The 20,765-nt window shown below is 70.6% G+C and carries 18 protein-coding genes; 11 read left to right on the forward strand and 7 right to left on the reverse strand.

The genetic code is table 11. The features are described from left to right. The 5 genes from Q0741_RS08065 to Q0741_RS08085 form a co-directional block, all read left to right on the forward strand. Positions 1-278 (forward strand): TRAP transporter large permease subunit (locus Q0741_RS08065; protein WP_298232683.1); only part of this gene is annotated, 278 nt, incomplete at its 5' end. Between the two features lie 90 nt (positions 279-368). Next, entirely contained in the window at positions 369-1,382 is a 1,014-nt protein-coding gene (locus Q0741_RS08070; protein ID WP_298232684.1) for a TRAP transporter substrate-binding protein, read from the forward strand. 65 nt (positions 1,383-1,447) lie between these two features. Beyond that, positions 1,448-2,338 (forward strand): shikimate dehydrogenase, encoded by an 891-nt coding sequence (locus Q0741_RS08075; RefSeq protein WP_298232685.1) that lies wholly within the window; start codon positions 1,448-1,450, stop codon positions 2,336-2,338. 123 nt (positions 2,339-2,461) lie between these two features. Then, the gene (locus tag Q0741_RS08080) at positions 2,462-4,375 is read left to right on the forward strand and encodes a sugar phosphate isomerase/epimerase and 4-hydroxyphenylpyruvate domain-containing protein (protein ID WP_298232686.1); all 1,914 of its coding nucleotides are present in this window, start codon (positions 2,462-2,464) and stop codon (positions 4,373-4,375) included. Positions 4,376-4,514: 139 nt separating this feature from the next. Further along, positions 4,515-7,469, forward strand: coding sequence for a response regulator (locus tag Q0741_RS08085; RefSeq protein ID WP_298232687.1), 2,955 nt, complete (start codon positions 4,515-4,517; stop codon positions 7,467-7,469). On the opposite strand, the gene mnhG is transcribed toward Q0741_RS08085, so the two are convergent. Genes mnhG through Q0741_RS08115 form a run of 6 tightly spaced genes read right to left on the reverse strand, consistent with a single transcriptional unit; the run spans position 7,426 to position 13,486 of the window. Beyond that, the gene (mnhG, locus tag Q0741_RS08090) at positions 7,426-7,788 is read right to left on the reverse strand and encodes a monovalent cation/H(+) antiporter subunit G (RefSeq protein WP_298232688.1); all 363 of its coding nucleotides are present in this window, start codon (positions 7,786-7,788) and stop codon (positions 7,426-7,428) included. The genes Q0741_RS08085 and mnhG overlap by 44 nt on opposite strands. Further along, positions 7,785-8,063 (reverse strand): K+/H+ antiporter subunit F, encoded by a 279-nt coding sequence (locus tag Q0741_RS08095; RefSeq protein ID WP_298232689.1) that lies wholly within the window; start codon positions 8,061-8,063, stop codon positions 7,785-7,787. The genes mnhG and Q0741_RS08095 overlap by 4 nt, the downstream gene beginning before the upstream one ends. Next, on the reverse strand, positions 8,060-8,548 hold the full coding sequence (locus Q0741_RS08100) for a Na+/H+ antiporter subunit E (protein ID WP_298232690.1): 489 nt from the start codon (positions 8,546-8,548) through the stop codon (positions 8,060-8,062). The genes Q0741_RS08095 and Q0741_RS08100 overlap by 4 nt, the downstream gene beginning before the upstream one ends. Next, positions 8,545-10,227, reverse strand: coding sequence for a monovalent cation/H+ antiporter subunit D (locus Q0741_RS08105; RefSeq protein WP_298232691.1), 1,683 nt, complete (start codon positions 10,225-10,227; stop codon positions 8,545-8,547). Before Q0741_RS08105 ends, Q0741_RS08100 begins: the two co-directional genes overlap by 4 nt. Further along, positions 10,224-10,568, reverse strand: coding sequence for a Na+/H+ antiporter subunit C (locus Q0741_RS08110; RefSeq protein ID WP_298232692.1), 345 nt, complete (start codon positions 10,566-10,568; stop codon positions 10,224-10,226). Before Q0741_RS08110 ends, Q0741_RS08105 begins: the two co-directional genes overlap by 4 nt. Beyond that, a complete protein-coding gene (locus tag Q0741_RS08115; protein WP_298232693.1) occupies positions 10,568-13,486 on the reverse strand; it encodes a monovalent cation/H+ antiporter subunit A in 2,919 nt (972 codons plus the stop codon). Before Q0741_RS08115 ends, Q0741_RS08110 begins: the two co-directional genes overlap by 1 nt. A gap of 222 nt (positions 13,487-13,708) precedes the next feature. Here Q0741_RS08115 and Q0741_RS08120 point away from each other — a divergent pair, with 222 nt between their 5' ends. Beyond that, on the forward strand, positions 13,709-14,647 hold the full coding sequence (locus tag Q0741_RS08120; RefSeq protein ID WP_298232694.1) for a universal stress protein: 939 nt from the start codon (positions 13,709-13,711) through the stop codon (positions 14,645-14,647). A gap of 47 nt (positions 14,648-14,694) precedes the next feature. On the opposite strand, the gene Q0741_RS08125 is transcribed toward Q0741_RS08120, so the two are convergent. Further along, positions 14,695-15,102: a GreA/GreB family elongation factor gene (locus Q0741_RS08125; RefSeq protein WP_298232695.1), complete on the reverse strand. Its 408-nt coding sequence runs from the start codon at positions 15,100-15,102 to the stop codon at positions 14,695-14,697. Between the two features lie 485 nt (positions 15,103-15,587). On the opposite strand from Q0741_RS08125, the gene Q0741_RS08130 reads away from it, so the two are divergent. The 5 genes from Q0741_RS08130 (at position 15,588) to Q0741_RS08150 (ending at position 20,571) form a co-directional block, all read left to right on the forward strand. Continuing rightward, positions 15,588-16,574 (forward strand): DMT family transporter, encoded by a 987-nt coding sequence (locus Q0741_RS08130; RefSeq protein ID WP_298232696.1) that lies wholly within the window; start codon positions 15,588-15,590, stop codon positions 16,572-16,574. A 165-nt stretch (positions 16,575-16,739) separates the two neighbouring features. Continuing rightward, on the forward strand, positions 16,740-17,981 hold the full coding sequence (locus tag Q0741_RS08135; RefSeq protein ID WP_298232697.1) for an MFS transporter: 1,242 nt from the start codon (positions 16,740-16,742) through the stop codon (positions 17,979-17,981). Positions 17,982-18,093: 112 nt separating this feature from the next. Beyond that, the gene (locus tag Q0741_RS08140; protein WP_298232698.1) at positions 18,094-18,501 is read left to right on the forward strand and encodes a hypothetical protein; all 408 of its coding nucleotides are present in this window, start codon (positions 18,094-18,096) and stop codon (positions 18,499-18,501) included. Between the two features lie 133 nt (positions 18,502-18,634). Next, the gene (locus Q0741_RS08145) at positions 18,635-19,912 is read left to right on the forward strand and encodes a histidine kinase (RefSeq protein ID WP_298232699.1); all 1,278 of its coding nucleotides are present in this window, start codon (positions 18,635-18,637) and stop codon (positions 19,910-19,912) included. Continuing rightward, a complete protein-coding gene (locus tag Q0741_RS08150) occupies positions 19,909-20,571 on the forward strand; it encodes a response regulator transcription factor (RefSeq protein ID WP_298232700.1) in 663 nt (220 codons plus the stop codon). Before Q0741_RS08145 ends, Q0741_RS08150 begins: the two co-directional genes overlap by 4 nt. Positions 20,572-20,765: the final 194 nt, after the last annotated feature.

A 20,765-nucleotide genomic window follows, 5' to 3' on the forward strand; every position in this document is an offset into this window, starting at 1 on the left:
CCATCCTGATCATGACCCCGGTGCTGATGCCGGTGATCAAGGCCGCGGGGATCGACCCGGTCTACTTCGGCGTGCTGTTCATCATGAACAACGCCATCGGCCTGGTCACGCCGCCGGTGGGCACCGTGCTCAACGTCGTGGCCGGCGTGGGCCGCATGAAGATGGACGAGGTGACGCGCGGCGTCCTCCCGTTCATGGCGACGCAGTTCGCCGTCATGTTCCTGCTGGTGCTCTTCCCCTCCATCGTCATCGTGCCGGCGCGCTGGCTGGCCAATTGACCGTGCAACGGTCGGCGCCCTCGTGCGGGTGCCGGCCGCCTCGCCCTACCTGTCCGCAACTCCCGTTCCACGAATCCCGGAGACCATTGCATGAAACTCGTCCGCACCCTCTTCGCCGCCGCTGCCGCCACTGCCGTGATGGCGCTGCTGCCGCTGTCCGCCCAGGCCCAGGTCAAGGAGCGCACCGTCAAGTTCGCGTTCCAGAATCCCAAGGAGCACCCGCAGGGCATGGGCGCGCAGAAGTTCGCCGACCTGGTGGCACAGAAGTCCGGCGGCAAGATCACGGTGAAGCTGTTCCCCGGCGGCACGCTGGGCGGCGACGTGCAGACCGTCTCCGCGATGCAGGGCGGCACCATCGAGATGACGGTGCTCAACGCCGGCATCCTGCAGTCGCAGGTCAAGGAGTTCGCGGTCTACGACTTCCCCTTCCTGTTCAACAACGCGCAGGAAGCCGACGCCGTGACCGACGGCCCCTTCGGCAAGGGGCTGCTGCAGAAGCTGGAGGCCAAGAACCTGGTGGGCCTGAACTACTGGGACCTGGGCTTCCGCCACCTGAGCAACAGCAGGCGCGCCATCAACAAGGCCGATGACATCGCCGGGCTGAAGATCCGCGTCATCCAGTCGCCGATCTACATCGACCTCTTCAACGCGCTGGGCGCCAACGCCACGCCCATGCCTTTCCCCGAGGTGTACCCGGCGCTGGAGCAGAAGGCCATCGACGGCCAGGAGAACCCGGCCACCGTCATCCGCGCCAACAAGTTCAACGAGGTGCAGAAGCACCTCGCGCTGACCAAGCACATCTACAACCCGCAGGCGGTGATCGCCAGCAAGAAGTTCTGGGACTCGCTCTCGGCCGAGGAGAAGAAGATCCTCACCGAGGCCGTTGACGCCGCCACCACCTACCAGCGCGGCATCTCGCGCACCCAGGCCGACCAGGCGCTGGACGAGTTGAAGAAGTCCGGCATGCAGGTGACGGAGCTGCCCGCGGCCGAGGTCGAGAAGCTGCGCGCCAAGGTCAAGCCCGTGATCGACAAGCAGACCGCGGTGGTCGGTGCCGACACCGTCAAGGCGCTCAACGCCGAGATCGCCAAGGTCCGCAAGTAAGCGCCGCGCTTCGGGGGGCGGCCTCGGCCGCCCCTTTTCTTTGCCTAACGACTTCCACACTCACCATGTCTGCCTCCTCCGCCCCCCTGGCCTTCCCTCACAACAAGCTGCTCGTGGGCCTGATCGGCGCGGGCATCCAGCGCTCGCTCACGCCCGCGATGCAGGAGGAGGAAGCGCGCCACCACGGCCTGCGCATGCACTACCAGCTCATCGACCTGGACACCACGAAGTCCGGCCCCGAGCTGCTGCCCACGCTGCTGGCGGCCGTGCGCACCATGGGCTTTGCCGGGCTGAACATCACCTTTCCCTGCAAGCAGGCCGTCATCCCGCTGCTCGATGAGCTCTCCGACGAGGCGCGCGCCATGGGGGCGGTCAACACCGTGGTGCACCGCGACGGCAAGCTCATCGGCCACAACACCGACGGCTCGGGCTGGTCCTGGAATTTCAAACGCCAGCTGCCGGACGCGGACCTGTCCCGTGTCCTGCTGCTGGGCACCGGCGGCGCGGGCTCGGCCATCGCGCACGCGGCGCTGCGCATGGGCGTCAAGGAACTGCGCCTCTACGACGTGGACCCGGCGCGTGCTGAAGGGCTGGCCGCGGAGCTCAACCGCCTCTACGGCGCGGGCCGCGCCGTGGCGGTGGGCGACATCGCCGGCGGCATCGCCGACGCCACGGGCCTGATCCACGCCACCCCGATGGGCATGGACAAGATGCCGGGCCTGCCGCTGGCCGAGGCGCTGCTGCGACCCGAACTGTGGGTGTCGGAGGTCGTGTACTTCCCCATCGACACCGCGCTGCTCAAGGCCGCGCGCGCCAAGGGCTGCCACACGGTGGACGGCGGCGGCATGGCCGTGGGCCAGGCCGTGGGCGCCTTCAGGCTCTTCACCGGGCGCGAGCCCGATGCTGCGCGCATCGATGCCCATTTCCGCCGCCTGCTGGCCGAGCGCGCGTCCTGATCGGATTTCCGTTCGCCCTGAGGTATCGAAGGGTGAACGGCCCCGGCCGAGCGGCAGGGCTTCGATACCTCAGCCCGAACGGACACTTTTTCACGGAACAGTCAGATCAGGAGGCTCTCCCCCATGCGCCGCTCCATCGCCACCGTCTCCCTCTCCGGCACGCTGCGCGACAAGCTGCAGGCGATCGCCGCCGCGCGCTTCGACGGCATCGAGCTGTTCGAGCCCGACTTCACCAACGCGCGCATGTCCGCCGCCGAGTTGCGGCAGCAGTGCGACGACCTGGGCCTGAAGGTCGAGCTCTTCCAGCCCTTCCGTGACTTCGAGGGCATGCCCCAGGACGCCTTCGAGCGCAGCCTGGTGCGCGCCGAGAAGAAGTTCGACCTGATGGAGGCGCTGGGTTGCCCGATGGTGCTGGTGTGCTCCAACACCTCGCCGCTGGCGCTGCCCGACCCGCAGCTCGCCGCCGAGCAGTTGCATGTGTTGGCCGAGCGCGCGGCGCGGCGCAACCTGCGCATCGGCTTCGAGGCACTGGCCTGGGGCCGCCACGTCAACAAATGGCGCCAGGCCTGGGACATCGTGCAGCGGGCGGACCATCCGCACCTGGGCCTGATCGTGGACAGTTTTCATACTGCATCGCTCAAGGACAGCCCGACGGGGATTGCAGACGTCGGTGAAAAGCTCTTCTTCGTGCAGATGGCCGACGCACCGCTGCTGGGCCTGGACGTGATCGACTGGGCGCGCCACCACCGCAACTTCCCCGGCCAGGGCCAGTTCGACGTGGTCACGTTCTTCGAGCAGTGCGTGCGCGCGGGCTACGGCGGGCCGCTGTCGCTGGAGATCTTCAACGACGTGTTCCGCGCCACGCCCAACCGCCGCATCGCGGTGGACGCCATGCGCTCGCTGCTGTGGCTGGAGAGCGAGGTGCGCCAGCGCCTGGAGCAGGCGCAGGGCGAGGACGCCCAGGCGGCGCGGCTGCTGCAGCGCCAGGTGCTGTTCGACCCGCCGGCGGTGCCGCGCTTCAGCGGCCTGAGCTTCATCGAGTTCGCGGTGGACGGCACGCACGCCGAGGAGCTGGGCCACCTGGTGCGGCAACTGGGCTTCCGCTTCGCCGGGCGGCACCGCTCCAAGGCCGTGACGCTGTTCCGCCAGGGCGGCATCAACCTGGTGCTCAACCAGCAGGCCACCCCGGCCGCGCGCGAACGTTTCAGCCTGCAGGGGCCGTCGGTGTGTGCGCTGGGCCTGCGCACCGGCGATCCCGTGGGCGCCTTCAACCGGGCCACCGCGCTGCAGTCGGCCCGCTACGACGCGCCCACCGGCACGGGCGAGCAGCGGCTGCCCTCGATCGTGGCGCCGGGCGGCATCGTGGTGCACTTCGTGGACGAGGCGCTGGGCGAGAACGGGCTGTTCGAGAAGGATTTCATCCTCGAACCCGAGCCCGCGGACGGCGCCGGCGGCGCGGGCCTGGAGTCCATCGACCACCTGGCCATCGGCCTGACGCCGGACCGGCTCGACACCTGGGTGCTGTTCTGCCGCGCGGTACTGGGCCTGGGCGCGGGCGACGCGGTGAAGTTCGCCGATCCCTTCGGCCTGATCCGCAGCACCGGCCTGTCGGACGCGGCGCGGCAGCTGCGCTTGGTGCTCAACATGAGCATGAGCGAGCGCACGCGCATGGCGCGGGCCGCGCAGGCCAGCGGTGGCGTGGGCGTGCAGCACATCGCTTTCGGTTGCCGCGACCTCTTCGCCGCGGTGGACAAGCTCCGGCGCGCGGGCGTGCGCTTCGTGCCCATCTCCGACAACTACTACGACGACCTGCCCACCCGCTTCGAGCTGGCGCCGGAGCTCGTGGAGCGGCTGCGCGCGGCGGGCGTGCTGTTCGACCGTAGCCCGCAGGGCGACTACCTGCACGCCTACACCGAGGGCTATGCCGGCGCGGGCTTCTTCTTCGAGCTGGTGCAGCGCCTGGGCGGCTATGACGGCTACGGCGCCGTCAACGCGCCGGCGCGCATGGCCTCGCAGGCGCAGGAGGAGCAGCAGTAAGCGCGCAAGGACTTGCACACCGGCCGTGGGCTGACCTTGAGGCTGATCAAGCTGCCTCGTCACGGCCGTGGAGCCGCCGGAGCCGGACAGGGGAAAATGGACAGCTGCCTGTCCCCGCTTTGCCCAAGCAGTACCCCCTGTGACCGACGCCCCGCTCCAGGCGCCCTCCCCGCTTTCCGACGATCCGGCCGCCGAACGCCGTGCCCTGCGAGCCACGCGGCTGCTGGCCGCCGCGGTGACGGCGCTGGGCGGCGCCGTGCTGCTGGGCTGGGTGCTGGACATTCCCACGCTGCGCCACGTGCTGCCGCGCTTCGAGTCCATGAAGCCCAACGGGGCGGCCGGCTTCGTGCTTTGCGGCACCGCGCTGCTGGCGTGGGGATTCAAGCCGTTGCCGTGGCGCCGGCTGGCCCGCGCCCTGGGCGCGCTGGTCGTGGTGCTGGCGCTCGCCGCGCTGTTCCAGGATCTGGCCGGCATCGATCTGGGCATCGACGCCTGGCTGATCGACGTCCACCGCGTTGCGGGCGAGAGCTCGGCCCGCATGGCGCCGCTGACGGCCTTGTGCTTCGTGCTGTGCGGCAGCGCGCTGGCCTCGGGGCCGGGCTGGATCGGCTCGCGCGGCGCGCGCTATTGCGCCCTGGGCACCGGCTTCCTCGCCCTGGTGGCGCTGTTCGGCTACCTGTTCGGCAACGACGCGCTCTACCGCCTGGGCATGTACCGCGCCATGACGGCGCATGCCGCCCTCGGCATGCTGGGCCTGGCGGCAGGGATGCTGCTGGTGATGCGGCCGCGGCACGGCGAGGGGCAGCTCTCGCGCCTGGTCACCACCGTGGCGCTGGCCGTGCTGCTGTCGGTGGGCTGGGTGGTCTCGGACCGGCTCAACAGCCTGGCCGAGTCCGACCGCCGGGAGACGCGCCAGGAGCTGGCGCTGCACGAGCTGGACCGGCTCAGCCTGTCCCTGGTCAACGCGGAATCGGCGCTGTACGGCTACATCCTGACCGGGGAGGAACTGCGGCAGGAGCTCTTCCATCGCGCCGTGCTGGCCGCGCAGGGCCAGCTGGCGTCCGCGCAACGGCTGCTGGAGGGCCAGCCCGAGCAGCACCATTGGCTGGCGCGGTTGGCCGTGCCCATCCATGAAGAGCTGCTGCGCATGCAGGCCAGCGTGGAGCTCATGCGCATGCAGGGCCCGGCGGCCGCGCGCCAGAGCGTGCTCGCGGCCGTGGACGGCGAGGTCCACATGCTGGGCATCCGGCAGCAGATCACGGAGTTGCAGGCGCAACAGCAGCGCCTGCTGGAACACAGCGTGGCGGCCAAGCAGGCCGACATCCAGCGCGCGCGCCGCACGCTGCTGGGCGGCGGCGCCTTCGGCACGCTGCTGCTGCTGGGCATCCTGGCGCTGCTGTGGCGCGAGAACGCCCGGCGCCGCGCCAGCGAGATCGAGCTGCAGCAGCGCCGCGACGAGGCCGAGGCCGCCAGCCGCGCCAAGAGCGCGTTCCTGGCCAGCATGAGCCACGAGATCCGCACGCCCATGAACGCCATCCTGGGCCTGACGCACCTGCTGCAGCGCGACGGCGCCACGCCGCAGCAGTCGGCGCGGCTGGGCAAGATCGACGGCGCGGCGCGGCACCTGCTGTCCATCATCAACGACGTGCTGGACCTCTCGAAGATCGAAGCCGGCAAGCTGCGGCTGGAGGAGCGCGATTTCGGCCTGGGCGCCCTGCTGGAGCAGGTGCGCTCCTTCATCGCCCCTGCCGCCGCGGCCAAGGGCCTGGAGGTGCGGGTCGTTGCCGAGGGCGCGCCGTCCTGGCTGCGCGGCGACGACACCCGCGTGCGCCAGGCGCTGCTCAACTACGCTGCCAACGCCGTGAAGTTCACGGCGCAGGGGCAGATCACGCTGCGCGCACGGCTGCTGGAGCGGCGCGGCGAGCGGCAGCTGATGCGCTTCGAGGTCGAGGACACCGGCATGGGCATCGACGCGCAGCTGCTGCCGCGGCTGTTCGAGGCCTTCGAGCAGGCTGACCGATCGACCACGCGCCAGCACGGTGGCACGGGGCTGGGGCTGGCCATCACGCGGCGCGTGGCCGCGCTCATGGGCGGCGAGGCCGGCGCCGACAGCACGCCCGGCCGTGGCAGCCTGTTCTGGTTCACGGCCTGGCTGGGCCGCGGCGAGCCGGTGCAGGCGGCCGGGCCCGCCGGGGTGCAGGCCGAGACCGAACTGCGGCGGCGCCATGCCGGCGCGCGCGTGCTGCTGGCCGAGGACAACGCCATCAACCGCGAAGTGGCGCTGGAGCTGCTGCACGGCGTGGGGCTGGTGGTGGACGTGGCTCAGGACGGCGAGGCGGCGCTGGCGCAGCTGCGGCGCGAGCCCTACGCCCTGGTGCTGATGGACGTGCAGATGCCGGTGATGGACGGCCTGGAGGCCACGCGCGCGTTGCGGGCGCAACCGGCGCTGGCCGCGCTGCCCGTCATCGCCATGACCGCCAACGCCTTCGAGGAGGACCGCGCCGAGTGCCTGGCCGCGGGCATGAGCGACTTCATCGGCAAGCCGGTGAACCCGCAGGCCCTGTACGCGGTGCTGCTGAAGTGGCTGCCGCCGCTGGCGCCCGCGCCGCCGCCCGCGCCAGCGGTCCGGGTCCAGCCTGCGCCGGTGTCCGAGGCGGCACTGTCCGCCGGGCCGGCCGCGGCGGCCGGTGCCTCGGCATCGCAGGACGACCTGCTGGCCCGGCTGGCGCAGCACCCGGGCATGGACGTGGACGGGGCCCTGACGCGGCTGGCCGGCCTGGAGCACCGCTACGGCGCGCTGCTGCGGCTCTTCGCCAGCCACCACGGCCGCGACGGCGAGCGGCTGGCGCAAAGCGTGGCGCGGCAGGATTTCAACGCCGCCCGTCTCACGGCGCATGGGCTCAAGGGCCTGGCCGCCACGCTGGGCGCCACCGAGCTGGCCGAGTCCGCCCAGGCGCTGGAGACGCGGCTGCGCGAGGGCTGCATGGACGCGGCGGAGCTGCGTGCGCTGGCAGCGTCGGTGGAGCAGCGCCTGGTGCCGCTGGTGCGGCTCATCGAGGAGACGGCGGTGGACGCTCCTGGCGCCGAGGCTTGAGCGCGGGCGGCAGCGCATCGCCCGCCTGGCGGCGGCGGAACAGCGCCGCGCGGGCCAGCACCATGGTCGTCACCGGTGCGGTGATGGACAGCACGATGATGATCAGCCACACGTGCAGCGACAGGCCTTCGCCACGGGCCGAGAAATGGACGATGGAGGCCAGCGTGACGATCCACGCCGCCAGCGTCGAGGCCAGCGCTGGCGCGTGCATGCGCAGGAAGAAGTCCGGCAGCCGCCACAGGCCCAGGCCGGCGGCCAGCACCATCGCGCCGCTGAGCACCAGCAGCACGGCCACGACCCACTCGCTGGTACTGGTCATTCGATGACCTCCCCGCGCAGCAGGAACTTGGCCAGCGCCACCGAGCTCACGAAGCCGAACAGCACCATCAGCAGCGCGCCCTCGAAGTACATGCTGCTGTCGTAGCGGATGGCCAGCACCAGCATCAGCAGCATGCCCACGACGTACATGAAGTCCACGGCCAGCACGCGGTCCTGCGCGCTGGGGCCGCGGAACAGGCGCATCAGCCCCAGCCCCATGGCCAGCACGTACATCACCAGCGTCACCGTGATCGCCACGGAAAGCACAGGGCTCATTGGAAGATCTCCCGCAGCGGCCGCTCGTAGCGCTGCTTGTAGTGGTTGACGAACGCGGCTTCGTCCCCGACGTCGAATACGTGCAGCAGCAGCGCGCTGCGGTCGGGCGCGAGCTCGCACCAGACGGTACCGGGTACGACGGCCGTGATCACCGACAGCGCGGCCAGCGCGTGCTCGTCCCGCAGCTCCAGCGGGATCAACACGAAGCGGCCGCGCGGCGGCCGCCAGCGCGCGCGCAGCGTGCCGTGCGCCACCTGCAGCGCCGACAGCACCACGTCGTGGCCCACCGTCAGGATCAACCGCGCCAGCACCAGCGGCCGGCGTACCGGGCCGCTCGGAGGCCGCAGCGGCGCCATCAGCCGCGGCAGCAGCACGGCCAGCACGCCGCCCAGCAGCAGGTGCGCCGGGCTCAGGCTCTCCTGGAGCATCAGCCACAGCGCGAACAGCGCGGCCGACAGCAAGGGGGCGGGCAGCCAGCGCTTCATGGCGTGGCCTCCACGGCCGGTGCGACAAGCTCGGCCGGCGCCACGGGCCGCGCCCCCATCACGGCGTCGATGTAGCGCCCGGGCTGGTGCAGCGTGTCGGCCGTGCGGCGCATGTAGCGCAGGGCCGCGTCGCCGTGCACCGACAGCAGCAGGCAGCCCAGCAGCAGCAGCCCGATGGGCAGCGTCTCGATGATGCGCAGCCGTGGCGCGGGCCGGGCTTGCAGCGTCCAGAAGTGGCGCATGCCCACGCGCAGCAGCGCCGTGACGGCCGCCAGGCCGGAGACGATCAGCAGCGCGAACAGCACCCAGCCCGCGCCCTCCTGCAGGTACAGCAGCGTCGTGAGCATGGCCAGCTTGGCGACGAAGCCCGACAGCGGCGGCAGCCCCGCCACCACCAGCGTGCACACGGTGAAGGCCACTCCCAGGAAGGCCAGCGCCGCCGGGATGGCCCGCCCGGTGAGCGCCTCCTCGTCGTCGTCGAGGTTGGTGCCGGCCGGCGGCTCGGCGTCCACGAAGAACGGCAGCGCCTCGCGGCTGTCGTCGAGCTGCGGCGGCGCGACCTCCACCTGCCGCGCCCGCTCCAGCAGCTCCACCAGCAGGAACAGCGCGCAGCCCGCCAGCGTGGAGCTGGCCATGTAGAACAGCGCGCCACTGCTGAGCGCGGGCTGGTTGAAGCCCAGCGCGGCGATGAGCGTGCCCGAGGAGGCGATGACGCTGTAGCCCGCCAGCCGCGCGAGCTGCTGCGAGGCCAGCATGCTCACCGAGCCGAAGGCCAGCGTCGCCAGCCCGCCCCACACCAGCGCCTCGCTGCCGAACATCGCCGATGCGCCCGCGCCGATCGGGAAGCACAGCGTCCACAGCCGCAGCACCGCGTACACGCCGACCTTGGTGAGGATGGCGAACAGCCCGGCCACCGGCGCGCTGGCCGCGGCGTAGGCCGGTGGCAGCCAGAAGTTCAGCGGCCACAGCGCGGCCTTGGCCAGGAAGGCGATGGCCAGGATCGAGGCCCCGGCATGCAGCAGCCCGCGGTCGCTCTCCGGGATCACGCGCAGCTTCATGGACAGGTCGGCCATGTTGAGCGTGCCGGCCACGCCGTAGAGCAGCGCCACGCCGATGAGGAACATCAGCGAGGCCACCAGGTTGATGGCGATGTAGTGCAGTCCGGCACGCACCCGCGCCGTGCCGTCGCCGTGCAGCAGCAGCCCGTAGCTGGCGGCCAGCAGCACCTCGAAGAAGACGAACAGGTTGAACAGGTCGCCGGTGAGGAAGGCGCCGTACAGCCCCATGAGCTGCAGCTGGAACAGCACGTGGAAATAAACCCCGGCCTGGTGCCAGCGCGCCAGGGCGTAGAGCAGCGAGGCCAGCCCCACGCCGCCGGCCAGCACCGCCATCAGCGCCGAGAGCCGGTCGGCCACCAGCACGATGCCGAAGGGCACGGGCCAGTTGCCGGGCAGGTACAGCGAGAAGGCCTGCGCCGCGTCGCCCACGCCCACCCGGCGCAGCAGCAGCACCGCCAGCACCAGCCCCGTCACGGTGGAGGCGAGGTTGAGCGTGGCCTTGAGCCCGCGCCACCGCGTGCCCAGCAGCAGCATGAGCGCGGCCGTGGCCAGCGGCAGCAGCACCGGCGCGACCACCAGGTGCTGCAGCGGCATCTCCAGAACGGACCAGACCTCGTTCATGGCTGCTCCTCCTGGCCGTCCACGTGGTCGCCGCCGCTCAGGCCGCGCAGCGCCAGCAGCACCACCAGGAACAGCGCCGTGGTGGCGAAGCCGATGACGATGGCCGTGAGCACCAGCGACTGCGGCAGCGGGTCGGTGTAGTTCTCCAGGTTGGCGGCGAGCCCGGGCTTGACGATGGGCTCCTTGCCTACAGCCAGGCTGCCGATGCTGAAGATGAAGAGGTTCACCGCGTAGGACAGCAGCGACAGCCCGATGAGCACCTGGAAGGTCCGCGGGCGCAGCACCAGCCACACGCCGGCGCCGGTCATCACGCCGATGGCCAGGGAGACGATGAGCTCCATCAGAGGCCCTCCTCGCCGGTGGCCTCGTCCGCGCGGCGCCGCACGCGCAGCGACTGGTGCGCGATGGCCGTGAGCAGCAGCAGCGTCGCGCCCACGACCACGGAGAACACGCCCAGGTCGAAGAAGGTGGCGCTGGGCAGGTGCACCTCGCCGATGAGCGGCAGCGTGAAGTGCGCGGTGTGCGTGGTCAGGAAGGGATGGCCCACCACCAGCGAGCCCAGCCCGGTGAACAGCGCCAGCAGCAGGCCCACGGCGATCCAGCGCGGCGGGCGCAGGTGCATGCGCGCCTCCACCCAGCGCGTGCCGCCGACCATGTACTGCGCGATGAAGGCGATGGCCACCACCAGCCCGGCCACGAAGCCGCCGCCGGGCTGGTTGTGCCCGCGCAGGAACAGGTGCACGGCGAACATCGCGGCCACGGGCAGCAGCAGCCGCACCAGCACCGCGGGCACCTCCAGGTAGCGCTGCTCGGCCACGGGCCCTGCCGCGGCCGTGGTCGCGGCCGGGCGCTCGGCCAGGTCGCTGTGCACGTTGTCGCTGACCACCTGCTGCTGCGCGGGCTGGTGGATCACTTCCTGCGGCGGCCTGAAGCGCCGCAGCAGCGCGAACACCGTCAGGCCCACGATGCCCAGCACCGTGATCTCGCCCAGCGTGTCGAAGGCTCGGAAATCCACCAGCATCACGTTGACCACGTTGGCGCCGCCGCCCTGGGGCAGCGCGCGTTCAAGGAAGAAGGGAGAAATGCTCAGCGGCGCCTCGCGCGTGAGCAGCGCGTAGGACAGCGCCGCCAGCCCGGTGCCGATGAGCAGCGCCAGCACGAAGTCGCGCCGCCGCCGCCAGCGCGCGCGGCCCAGGGTGCGCGGGTCGTCCAGCTCCACGCGCCGCGGCAGCCAGCGCAGCCCCAGCAGGAACAGCACCAGCGTGACCACCTCCACCGTCAGTTGCGTCAGCGCCAGGTCGGGCGCGGAGAACCAGGCGAAGGTGATGCACAGCGCCAGGCCCACGATGCCCAGCATGACCAGCGCCGCCAGGCGGTGGAACTTGGCTTGCCACGCCGCGCCGATGGCGCAGGTGCCGGCGATGATCCACAGCAGCACGAACTCCAGCGTCGCGGGCACGCGCTGGCGGTGGCCCCACTCCAGCGGCACGATCAGCGCCGAGCCCAGCGCCGCGGCGCCGGCGATGGCCACCATCCAGAACAGTTGCGGCTGCAGCCGCCGCGTGCCGGCCCAGCGGCGTCCGCGCCAGGCCAGGGCTGTGACCAGGGCCAGCGTGTACTCGAACAGCCGCTTGCCTTCCCAGGGCACCAGCGGCACGCCCCGTCCGCCGCGGCGCTTGAAGTGCGGGGCGAAGCGCAGGTACACCGCGATGCCCACCACCAGCGCGATGAGGCTCATCACCAGCGGCGTGTTGAAGCCGTGCCACACGGCCAGGCTGTAGTCGGGCAGCGTGCCGCCCACCACCGGCCGGGCCGCCGTGGCCAGCATCGGGCCGACCGACCAGGCCGGCAGCGTGCCCACGACCACGCAGGCCAGCACCAGCAGCTCGATGGGCAGCCGCATCCAGTGCACCGGCTCGTGCGGCCGGCGCGGCAGGTTGCGCGCGGGCGGGCCGAAGAAGACGTCGTGCCCGAAGCGCAGCGAATACACCACGGCGAACACGCCGGCCAGCGTCGCGGCCAGCGGCAACGCTGCTTCCACGCTGGGATGCGAGCTCACGAACACCGTCTCGGCGAAGAACATCTCCTTGGACAGGAAGCCGTTGAGCAGCGGCACGCCGGCCATGGCCGCGCAGGCCACGATGGCCAGCGTGCCGGTGACGGGCATGCTGCGGTACAGGCCGTCCAGGCGCCGCATGTCGCGGGTGCCGGTCTCGTGGTCGATGATGCCCACGGACATGAACAGCGAGGCCTTGAAGGTGGCGTGGTTCATCATGTGGAACACCGCCGCCACGGCGGCCAGCGGGCTGTTGAGGCCCAGCAGCAGCGTGACCAGCCCCAGGTGGCTGATGGTCGAGTAGGCCAGCAGCCCCTTGAGGTCGTTCTGGAACATGGCCGCGTAGGCGCCCAGCAGCAGCGTGGCCAGGCCCGCGCCGCCCACGGTCCAGAACCAGGCGTCGGTGCCCGCGAGCACCGGCCACAGCCGCGCCAGCAGGAACACGCCGGCCTTGACCATCGTGGCCGAGTGCAGGTAGGCCGACACCGGCGTGGGCGCGGCCATGGCGTGCGGCAGCCAGAAGTGGAAGGGGAACTGCGCGCTCTTGGTCAGCGCGCCCAGCAGGATCAGCCCCAGCGCCAGCGGGTACATCGGGTGCGCGCGCACCGTCTCGCCCGCGGCCAGCACGGCGTCGAGGTCGTGGCTGCCCACGATGTGGCCCAGGATCAGCAGCCCGGCCAGCAGCGCCAGCCCGCCCGTGGCCGTCACGGTGAAGGCCATGCGCGCGCCGCGCCGCGCGTCCTTGCGGTGGTACCAGTAGCCGATGAGCAGGAAGGAGAAGACGCTGGTGAGCTCCCAGAACACCACCAGCTGGATCAGGTTGCCCGCCGTCACCACCCCCAGCATCGCGCCCATGAAGCCCAGCAGCAGCGAGTAGAAGCGGGCCGCGGGGTCCTCGGGCGAGAGGTAGTAGCGCGCGTAGACGATCACCAGCAGCCCCATGCCGCTGACCAGCATCGCGAACATCCAGGCAAAGCCGTCGAGCCGCACCACGATGTCCACGCCCAGCCCGGACAGCCACGGCAATCGCTCGCTCACCATCGCGCCGCCGGCCACCTCCGGGTACAGCAGCGCCAGGGGCACCGCGACGGCCAGCGCCACGGCCGCGGCCCACAGCGATTCGACGTTGCGCGCGTTGGTGGGCAGCAGCGCGGCAATGGCGCTGCCCACGAACGGCAGGCACAGGAGCAACAGGAGTGACATGAGTGCGCAGTCTAGCGGTCGGTCGGGGCCGCTCTTTTCAGGCAAAAAGCTCGTGCTGAGTCGAAAACCGGCCAAGGGTTCCGCGGCCGGGGCCGAGGGCTGATGCCGGTCAACGGTGAGCGCGTTGCCGGCATGGCGACGCGCGAGCGTGCGCCGCGGTGCGGCGAAGATGCGCCCTCGGCCATCCCTCGCGCCGCCCCCTCCCCTCCTGGAAAGGACCGCATGAGCCCCTTGAGCCCCTTGAGCCCGATCCTCGTGGCCACCGACTTCTCCACGCCGGCCCGGCATGCCGTGCAGCGCGCGGCCCGCGTTGCGCATGAAACCACCGCCGCGCTGAAGCTGCTGCACGTGCTGCCAGGCGACGTGCTGGGCCTGCTGCGCGAGTGGCTGGGCACGGACAACGCCACGGAGTCGCAACTGCTGGAGCAGGGCCGCCAGCAGCTGCTGCAGCTGGCCCAGGAAGTGGGCTCGGCCCGCCACGTGCGGCAGATCGAGATCAGCGCCAAGGCGGGGCCCATCGTGCGCGAGATCCTGGCCGAGGCCCAGTGCTCGGCCGCCGGGCTGCTGGTGCTGGGCGCGCGCGGGGCCGGCTTCCTGCGGCGCCTGGCGGTGGGCACGACCTCCGAGCGGCTGCTGCGGCGCACCCTCACGCCGCTGCTGGTGGTGCGGCAGACGCCGCACGAACCCTACCGGCGCGCGCTCGTGGCCGTTGATTTCTCACCCTGGTCTGCCCAGGCGCTGGCCCTGGCCCGACAGGTGGCGCCGCACGCGCAGCTGGTGCTGCTGACGGTGTTCCAGGTGCCGTTCGAGGACAAGCTGCGCTTCGCCGGCGTGGACGCGGAGACGGTGGAGCAGTACCGGCTCCAGTCCCGCGCCCGGGCCGAGCAGGAGTTGCACGCCCTGGCCGAGCGGGCCGGGCTGCGGCCCGGCCAATGGACAAGCTGCGTGCTGGAAGGCGATGCGTCGCTGCGCATCGTCGAGCAGGAACAGGAGCAGGACTGCGACCTGGTCGTGCTCGGCAAGCATGGCCGCTCGCTGACGGAGGACCTGCTGCTGGGCAGCGTGACCAAGCACGTGCTGGCCGAAGGCGGCGCGGACCTGCTGGTGTCCACGGCGCACGCGGGCCAGGACCAGCCCACGGCCGGCGAGCAGGACGCGTAGCCCGCCGCGCGCCGGCCGGCGCCTCCACGCTGCGGCCGGCGCGTGGCTTACAGCGTGTAGATACCGTGGGCCTCGGGCTGGAACTCAATGGCCTCCACCCGCGCCGCGCCTTCCCAGCCGTCGGGCAGCCGCCAGCGCGCCACCTCGCCCACGCGCAGGCCCAGCACGCTCATGCCCACCGGCGAGAGCACCGACACGAAGCCGCGCGCGGGCTCGGCATCGGGCGGGTAGCACAGCGTGAGCTTGAGCTGGCGGCCGGTTTCCAGGTCGGTCAGGCGCACGCGCGAGTGCATCGTCACCACATCGGCGGGAACCTCGCGTGCAGGCAGCAACTCGGCTTGCTGCAGCACGGCGGCCATGGGATGGCTGCGCTGCTCATCGTGGTTGATCAGTCGCCCGATGCGGCTGTGGTCCAGCTCGGTCAACGTGCGGTCGTCGGTGGTCAGGATGTTCATCTACGGTTCCTGCAAGCAAGGCCAGGGCAGGCGGTGCCCGGGCACGGATGGGGCGCTGTAGGTGGCCCGGCGATCGACGTTGCGCGAAGAGGAGGGACAGGGATCGCCGGGCTCAGCAGGGTGCGGCCGGCTGGCGTCGCAGCCCGCATCGACACCGTCGCGCGCCGACACCGCCACGGCTGGGCGGTGTCGTTGCAGCGCACGGGCGGAGCGGGACATCCATGGGCGGCGAGGGTAGGCGCCCTGCCAATCCGCAGGCAAGCACGTGCCTTTTGAAACACCATTAGGTCGTCGCTGGAAGTCGTACAACTTGATCGAGGCGACGGCACCGCACGGGGCAAGAAACAGGGGAATTCGGCGCGCTTTGGGAGTGAGGAAGCCTCGGCGGGCCAAAATGGTGCGTTCTTTTGTCGCGTGTTGTCGTACAACCAAGGAATTTCCGCTGGCTGGATGACAACCCTCAATCGCCTTCACGAACCCTGGAAATGCCCTGCGCCACCCCTGCACGCCCTGCCCCGTCGGCCACTGACGTCTTCACCGAACGCAACACGGTGTTCCTGCTCGCCACCCTGTGCTGCCTGCTTTGGGGCAGCGCCTACCCGGCGATCAAGGGCGGTTTTGCGCTGTTCGGCATCGAGGCGGGCGACGTGGCGTCCAAGCTCGTGTTCGCGGGCTGGCGCTTCGTGCTGGCGGGCGCGCTGCTGCTGGCGCTGGCGGCCTGGCAGCGCAAGGACGTGATGGGCCCGTTGCGGCGCCAGCCCGGCATGCTCACCGTGCTGGGCGCGACGCAGACCACGGCGCAGTACATCTTCTTCTACGTCGGGCTGGCCTACACGACAGGCGTGAAGGGCTCGATCCTCAACGCCACGGGCGTGTTCTTCAGCGTGCTGCTGGCGCATTTCATCTACCACAACGACCGCTTGAGCCCGGCCAAGGTGCTGGGCTGCCTGGTGGGCTTCGCGGGCGTGATGGTCGTGAACTTCCACGCCGCCGGGGGGCTGGATTTCGAGTTCACGCTGCTGGGCGAAGGTTTCATCGTCATCGCCGCCTTCGTGCTCTCGGCCGCTTCCATCTACGGCAAGCGCGTGTCGCAGCGCATGGACGCGATGGTGATGACGGGCTGGCAACTGGGTATCGGCGGCGCACTGCTCCTGCTGCTGGGCTACGGCAGCGGCGGCGGGCTCTCGGGCTTCACCCCCGCCTCCACCGCGCTGCTGCTCTACATGGCGCTGCTGTCCTCGGCGGCCTTCGCGCTGTGGAGCCTGCTGCTCAAGCACAACCGCGTCAGCCTCATCACCGCCTTCACTTTCCTGATCCCGGTTTTCGGCGCGCTGCTGTCGGCGTTGTTCCTGGACGAGAACATCCTGGAGTGGAAGAACGCCCTGGCACTGCTGCTGGTGTGCCTGGGCATCCGGCTCGTGACGCGCGAGGCCGCGGCGCCGACGAAGCCGGCCGGCACCGGCGGACGCTGAGCACCGTCCGCCATCGGGGCGCACAGCCGTCTCGAATGGAGTCAATTTAAGGGTTAACCCTGAATCAGCAAGGACTTGCTGCACCGCAACACAATCGCCGCCTTTCTTTCGGCTTGACCGAAGTCAATGCGGCGAGGCCGTGAGGGCTTCGGGGCCCCTTTGCCCATGTCCTCCGCCCCACCGCTGTCCAACGCTTCCAGGCTGTCCTCGTCCCCGGTGTCCCAGGCCCTGGCCGAGCGGCGGGCCCGGGCCTTCTGGCCCTCAGTGATTGCGCTGGGCGTGGGCGGCTTCGCCATCGGGACGGGCGAGTTCGTGATCATGGGCCTGCTGCCCGAGGTGGCGCGGGACCTGGGCGTGTCCATTCCGCAGGCGGGCCACGTGATCAGCGCCTACGCGCTGGGCGTGGTGCTGGGCGCGCCGGTGCTGGCCGTGCTGGCGGCGGGATGGCCGCGGCGCGCGCTGCTGCTGGTGCTGATGGCGCTGTTCGCGCTGGGCAACTTCGCCAGCGCGCTGGCGCCGGGCTACCTGTCGTTGAACCTGCTGCGCTTCGTCGCCGGGCTGCCGCATGGCACCTACTTTGGCGTGGCGGCGCTGGTGGCCGCCTCGCTGGCGCCGCCCGACCGGCGCGCCAGCGCGGTGGGACTGGTGATGTCGGGCCTGACCAGCGCCACGCTGGTGGGCGTGCCCATCGCGGCCTGGCTGGGCCAGCACGTCGGCTGGCGCGCGGCCTTCGTGCTGGTGGGCGCCATCGCCACGCTGGCCTGCGTGCTGATCCGCCGCGGCGTGCCCGACCTGCCCGCGGCCGGCGGCGCCAGCCCGCTGCGCGAGCTCGGCGCGCTGGCGCGGCCGCAGGTGTGGCTGACGCTGGGCATCGGCGCCATCGGCTTCGGCGGCATGTTCGCCGTGTTCAGCTACATCAAGCCCACGCTGATCGAGGTCGCGGGCCTGTCCATCGACGCCATGCCGCTGGCGCTGGCGCTGTTCGGCATCGGCATGGTGGTGGGCAACCTGCTGGGCTCGCGCCTGGCGGACAAGTCGCTCAAGGGCACGATCGCCGGTCTGCTGGTGTGGAACGCCGTGGTGCTGGGCAGCTTCGCCTTCATGGCCGGGCACGCGGCGATGGCCGCGATCAGCGTGTTCCTGATCGGCACCATCGTCGCCATCGCGCCGGCGCTGCAGATCCGGCTGATGGACGTGGCCGGCGAGGCGCAGACGCTCTCCGCCGCGCTCAACCACTCCGCCTTCAACATCGCCAACGCGCTGGGCGCGTGGCTGGGCGGCGTGGCCATCGCCGCCGGCCTGGGCTGGACCTCCACCGGCTGGGTGGGCACGCTGCTGGCTCTGGGTGGCATGGCGGTGTTCGCGGTGTCCATCTGGTGGGACCGCCGCGCCGGCAGGCGTTCATAACGCCAGGCGCGTCACGGCCGAGGCGCAACGGCGTCCCCACGATGCCCGCGGACCTGCCGACCTGGGACGTCCCGGCCCCGCAGGCCGGCTCAGTTGCTTGGAGCCTCAAGAGATGAAAACGCTGTTTGCCATCGCAACCCTTTCGCTGACCTCGGCCCTGGCGTTTGCCGCCGATCCCGAGTTGACCGAAGCGCAGGTCGAGCCCGCTTTCGCCAAGGCCGATGCCAACAAGAACGGCACCGTGGACCTGGCCGAGGCGAAGAAGTTCGGCATCACCGAGAAGGCCTTCACCAAGGCCAACCCGGACAACGACGGCTCGCTGGACAAGAAGGAATTCGCCGCCGCGATCGTGGGCCAGTTCACGGAGGCCAATCCCGACAACGACGGCACGCTCGATCCGAAGGAGGCCCGCAAGGCCGGTATCAAGAGCAAGGCGATCTTCGAGGCCGCCAACCCGGACAAGGACGGCACGCTCGACATCGCCGAATACTTGACCGCGCTGACGATGTCGGCCAAGTAAGGCCCGGCCAGACGGCCCGGGCCGGCTGGCGCCATGCTTGCGCCCGCAACGGCAGCGCGGGGCGCATGGGGCGGTTCATCCCCTTGCCGGCGGCACAATGCGCCGCCCGCCCTTTGCGTCGTAGCAGTGCTGCATGGATCTGCGCCGTACCCTCGTCACCCGCCTGGCCCTGTCCTTTGCCGGCCTCATCGTCGTTTTCAGCATCGTCTGGCTGCACGATCTGCGCGAGGACACGCGCGCGGAGCAGCTCGCCGCCTCGCGCCTGGTGGACCTCATGCAGGCCGGCGACGGCCTGGACGCGCAGGCCCGGGTGGTGGAGGTGCTGGCCCAGGGCGGCCTGCGCCACGTCACGGCCACCCTGCTGCAGGCCGGCGAAGCGTCGCCGCCGGCCCAGACCTCGGCCTGGCTGGGCCTCCTGGGCCTGTCCGCCAGCCCGGTCACGGACCACCGCATCGCGCTGGGCGACCGGGTGCTGCTGATACGCCCCGACCCCAACAGCGAGTTGCACGAGAAACTGGGCTCGTCGCTGCAGGTGCTGCTCATGCTGCTGGTCTTCTGCGCCGCCTGCCTGGGCATGACTTGGTATGCCGTGCACCGCGCGCTGTCGCCCGTCAAGGAGCTCGAAGCGGGCCTGCTGCGCCTGGAGCAGGGCGAGTCCACCGCGCGGCTGCCGCGGTTCGAGCTGCGCGAGTTCGCCGCCATCGCCGGCGTGATGGACCGGGTCGCCACCAGCCTCAACCGCGCCCGCGAGGGGCAGCGGCGGCTGACGCGGCAGCTGATGGAGCTGCAGGACAAGGAGCGCCGCGAGCTGGCTGCCGAGCTGCACGACGAGTTCGGGCAGTCGCTCACCGCCATCAGCGCCTCGGCCGCCTACATCGAGCGCCACGCCGCCAGTGCCGACGCGGCGGTGCTGGTCGAATGCGCCCGGGAAATCGGCAACGAGTCGCGCCGGATTTCCGGGCACGTGCGGCACATGCTCTCGAGCCTGCGGCCTTACGGCATCGAGGACAGCGGCATGCGCGAAACCCTGTCCGAGCTGGTCGCGGCCTGGCGCCCACGGCTGCCGGACCGGCGCATCGAATCCCGCATCGATGACCTGCCGCCGTTGCCGGCGGCCAACGGGCTGGCCCTTTACCGCAGCCTGCAGGAAGCCTTGACCAATTGCGTGCGCCATAGCGGCGCCGACGTGGTGAATGTCGAATGCCTCAACAAGGGCACGATGATTTTGTTGAGGGTGACCGACAATGGCCGGGGCACGGCTGCGCAAATACTCGACCAGGCCGGCGGTGGCTTGCTTGGATTGCGGGAACGCTTGACGATGGTGGGCGGAAGTTTCTCCATACAGGACGCGGCGCAGGGTGGTGTCGCGCTCACCGCCTATGTGCCCATTGCCGGGAAGGAAAACCAATGACGATTCGCGTGATGCTCGTGGACGACCACGCCGTGGTGCGCACCGGTTATCGTCGCCTGGTCGATGCCGAGCCCGACATGCATATGGTGGCCGCGGTCGCCACCGCGGATGAAGCTTGCGCCACCTTGCGGGAAAACGAGATTGACGTGGTGGTGATGGACCTGTCGCTGCGCGAAGGCAGCGGCCTGGAAACGATTCGCCGCCTCCTGGAGCGCAAGCCCGAGTTGAGAATCCTGGTTTTCAGCATGCACCAGTCGGTTGGTTATGCGACCCAGGCGCTGCGCAACGGCGCCATCGGCTACATCACCAAGAATTCGGAGCCGCTGGAAATGATCGATGCCATTCGCAAGACATTCCAGGGTCAGCGAACTTTTTCTCCCGAAATCGCCCATGCCCTGGCCTGCCAGGCCGTGGAAGGCGCCGGTGCGCTCGAATGTCTCACGCCGCGCGAATTCGAGATTCTTCGGCTGGTGGCCGGTGGTGTGGCGCCGACCAGCGTTGGTGAACAGTTGCACCTGAGTCCGAAGACCGTGCTGAACCATCTCTCCAACATCCGCCGCAAGCTCAACGTCAACAGCGAGCTGGAGCTTTTGCTGCTCGCGGCTCGGCATGGCTTGGTGAACCTGCCGTCGGAAAACCGGGTTGATGGGTCGGCATGAGCTGACCCGCCGTTGATCGACCTTTCGCACCCTCATCCCTTTCCCAACAGGGTATCGATCGCGACGATTTGCTTGGTGGGCCCTCCAGCGGGACGCGCTCTGGTCCTCGGCGGCCACGGCCGTCGCGCCACCGCTCCTTTTATCGCCGGGAATCTTTCCCGGCCCGCATGACCCCGTGTCAAGTCGGCACAACC

Origin of the sequence: uncultured Azohydromonas sp. (genome assembly GCF_937926365.1) — a bacterium.
GTDB lineage: Bacteria > Pseudomonadota > Gammaproteobacteria > Burkholderiales > Burkholderiaceae_C > Azohydromonas.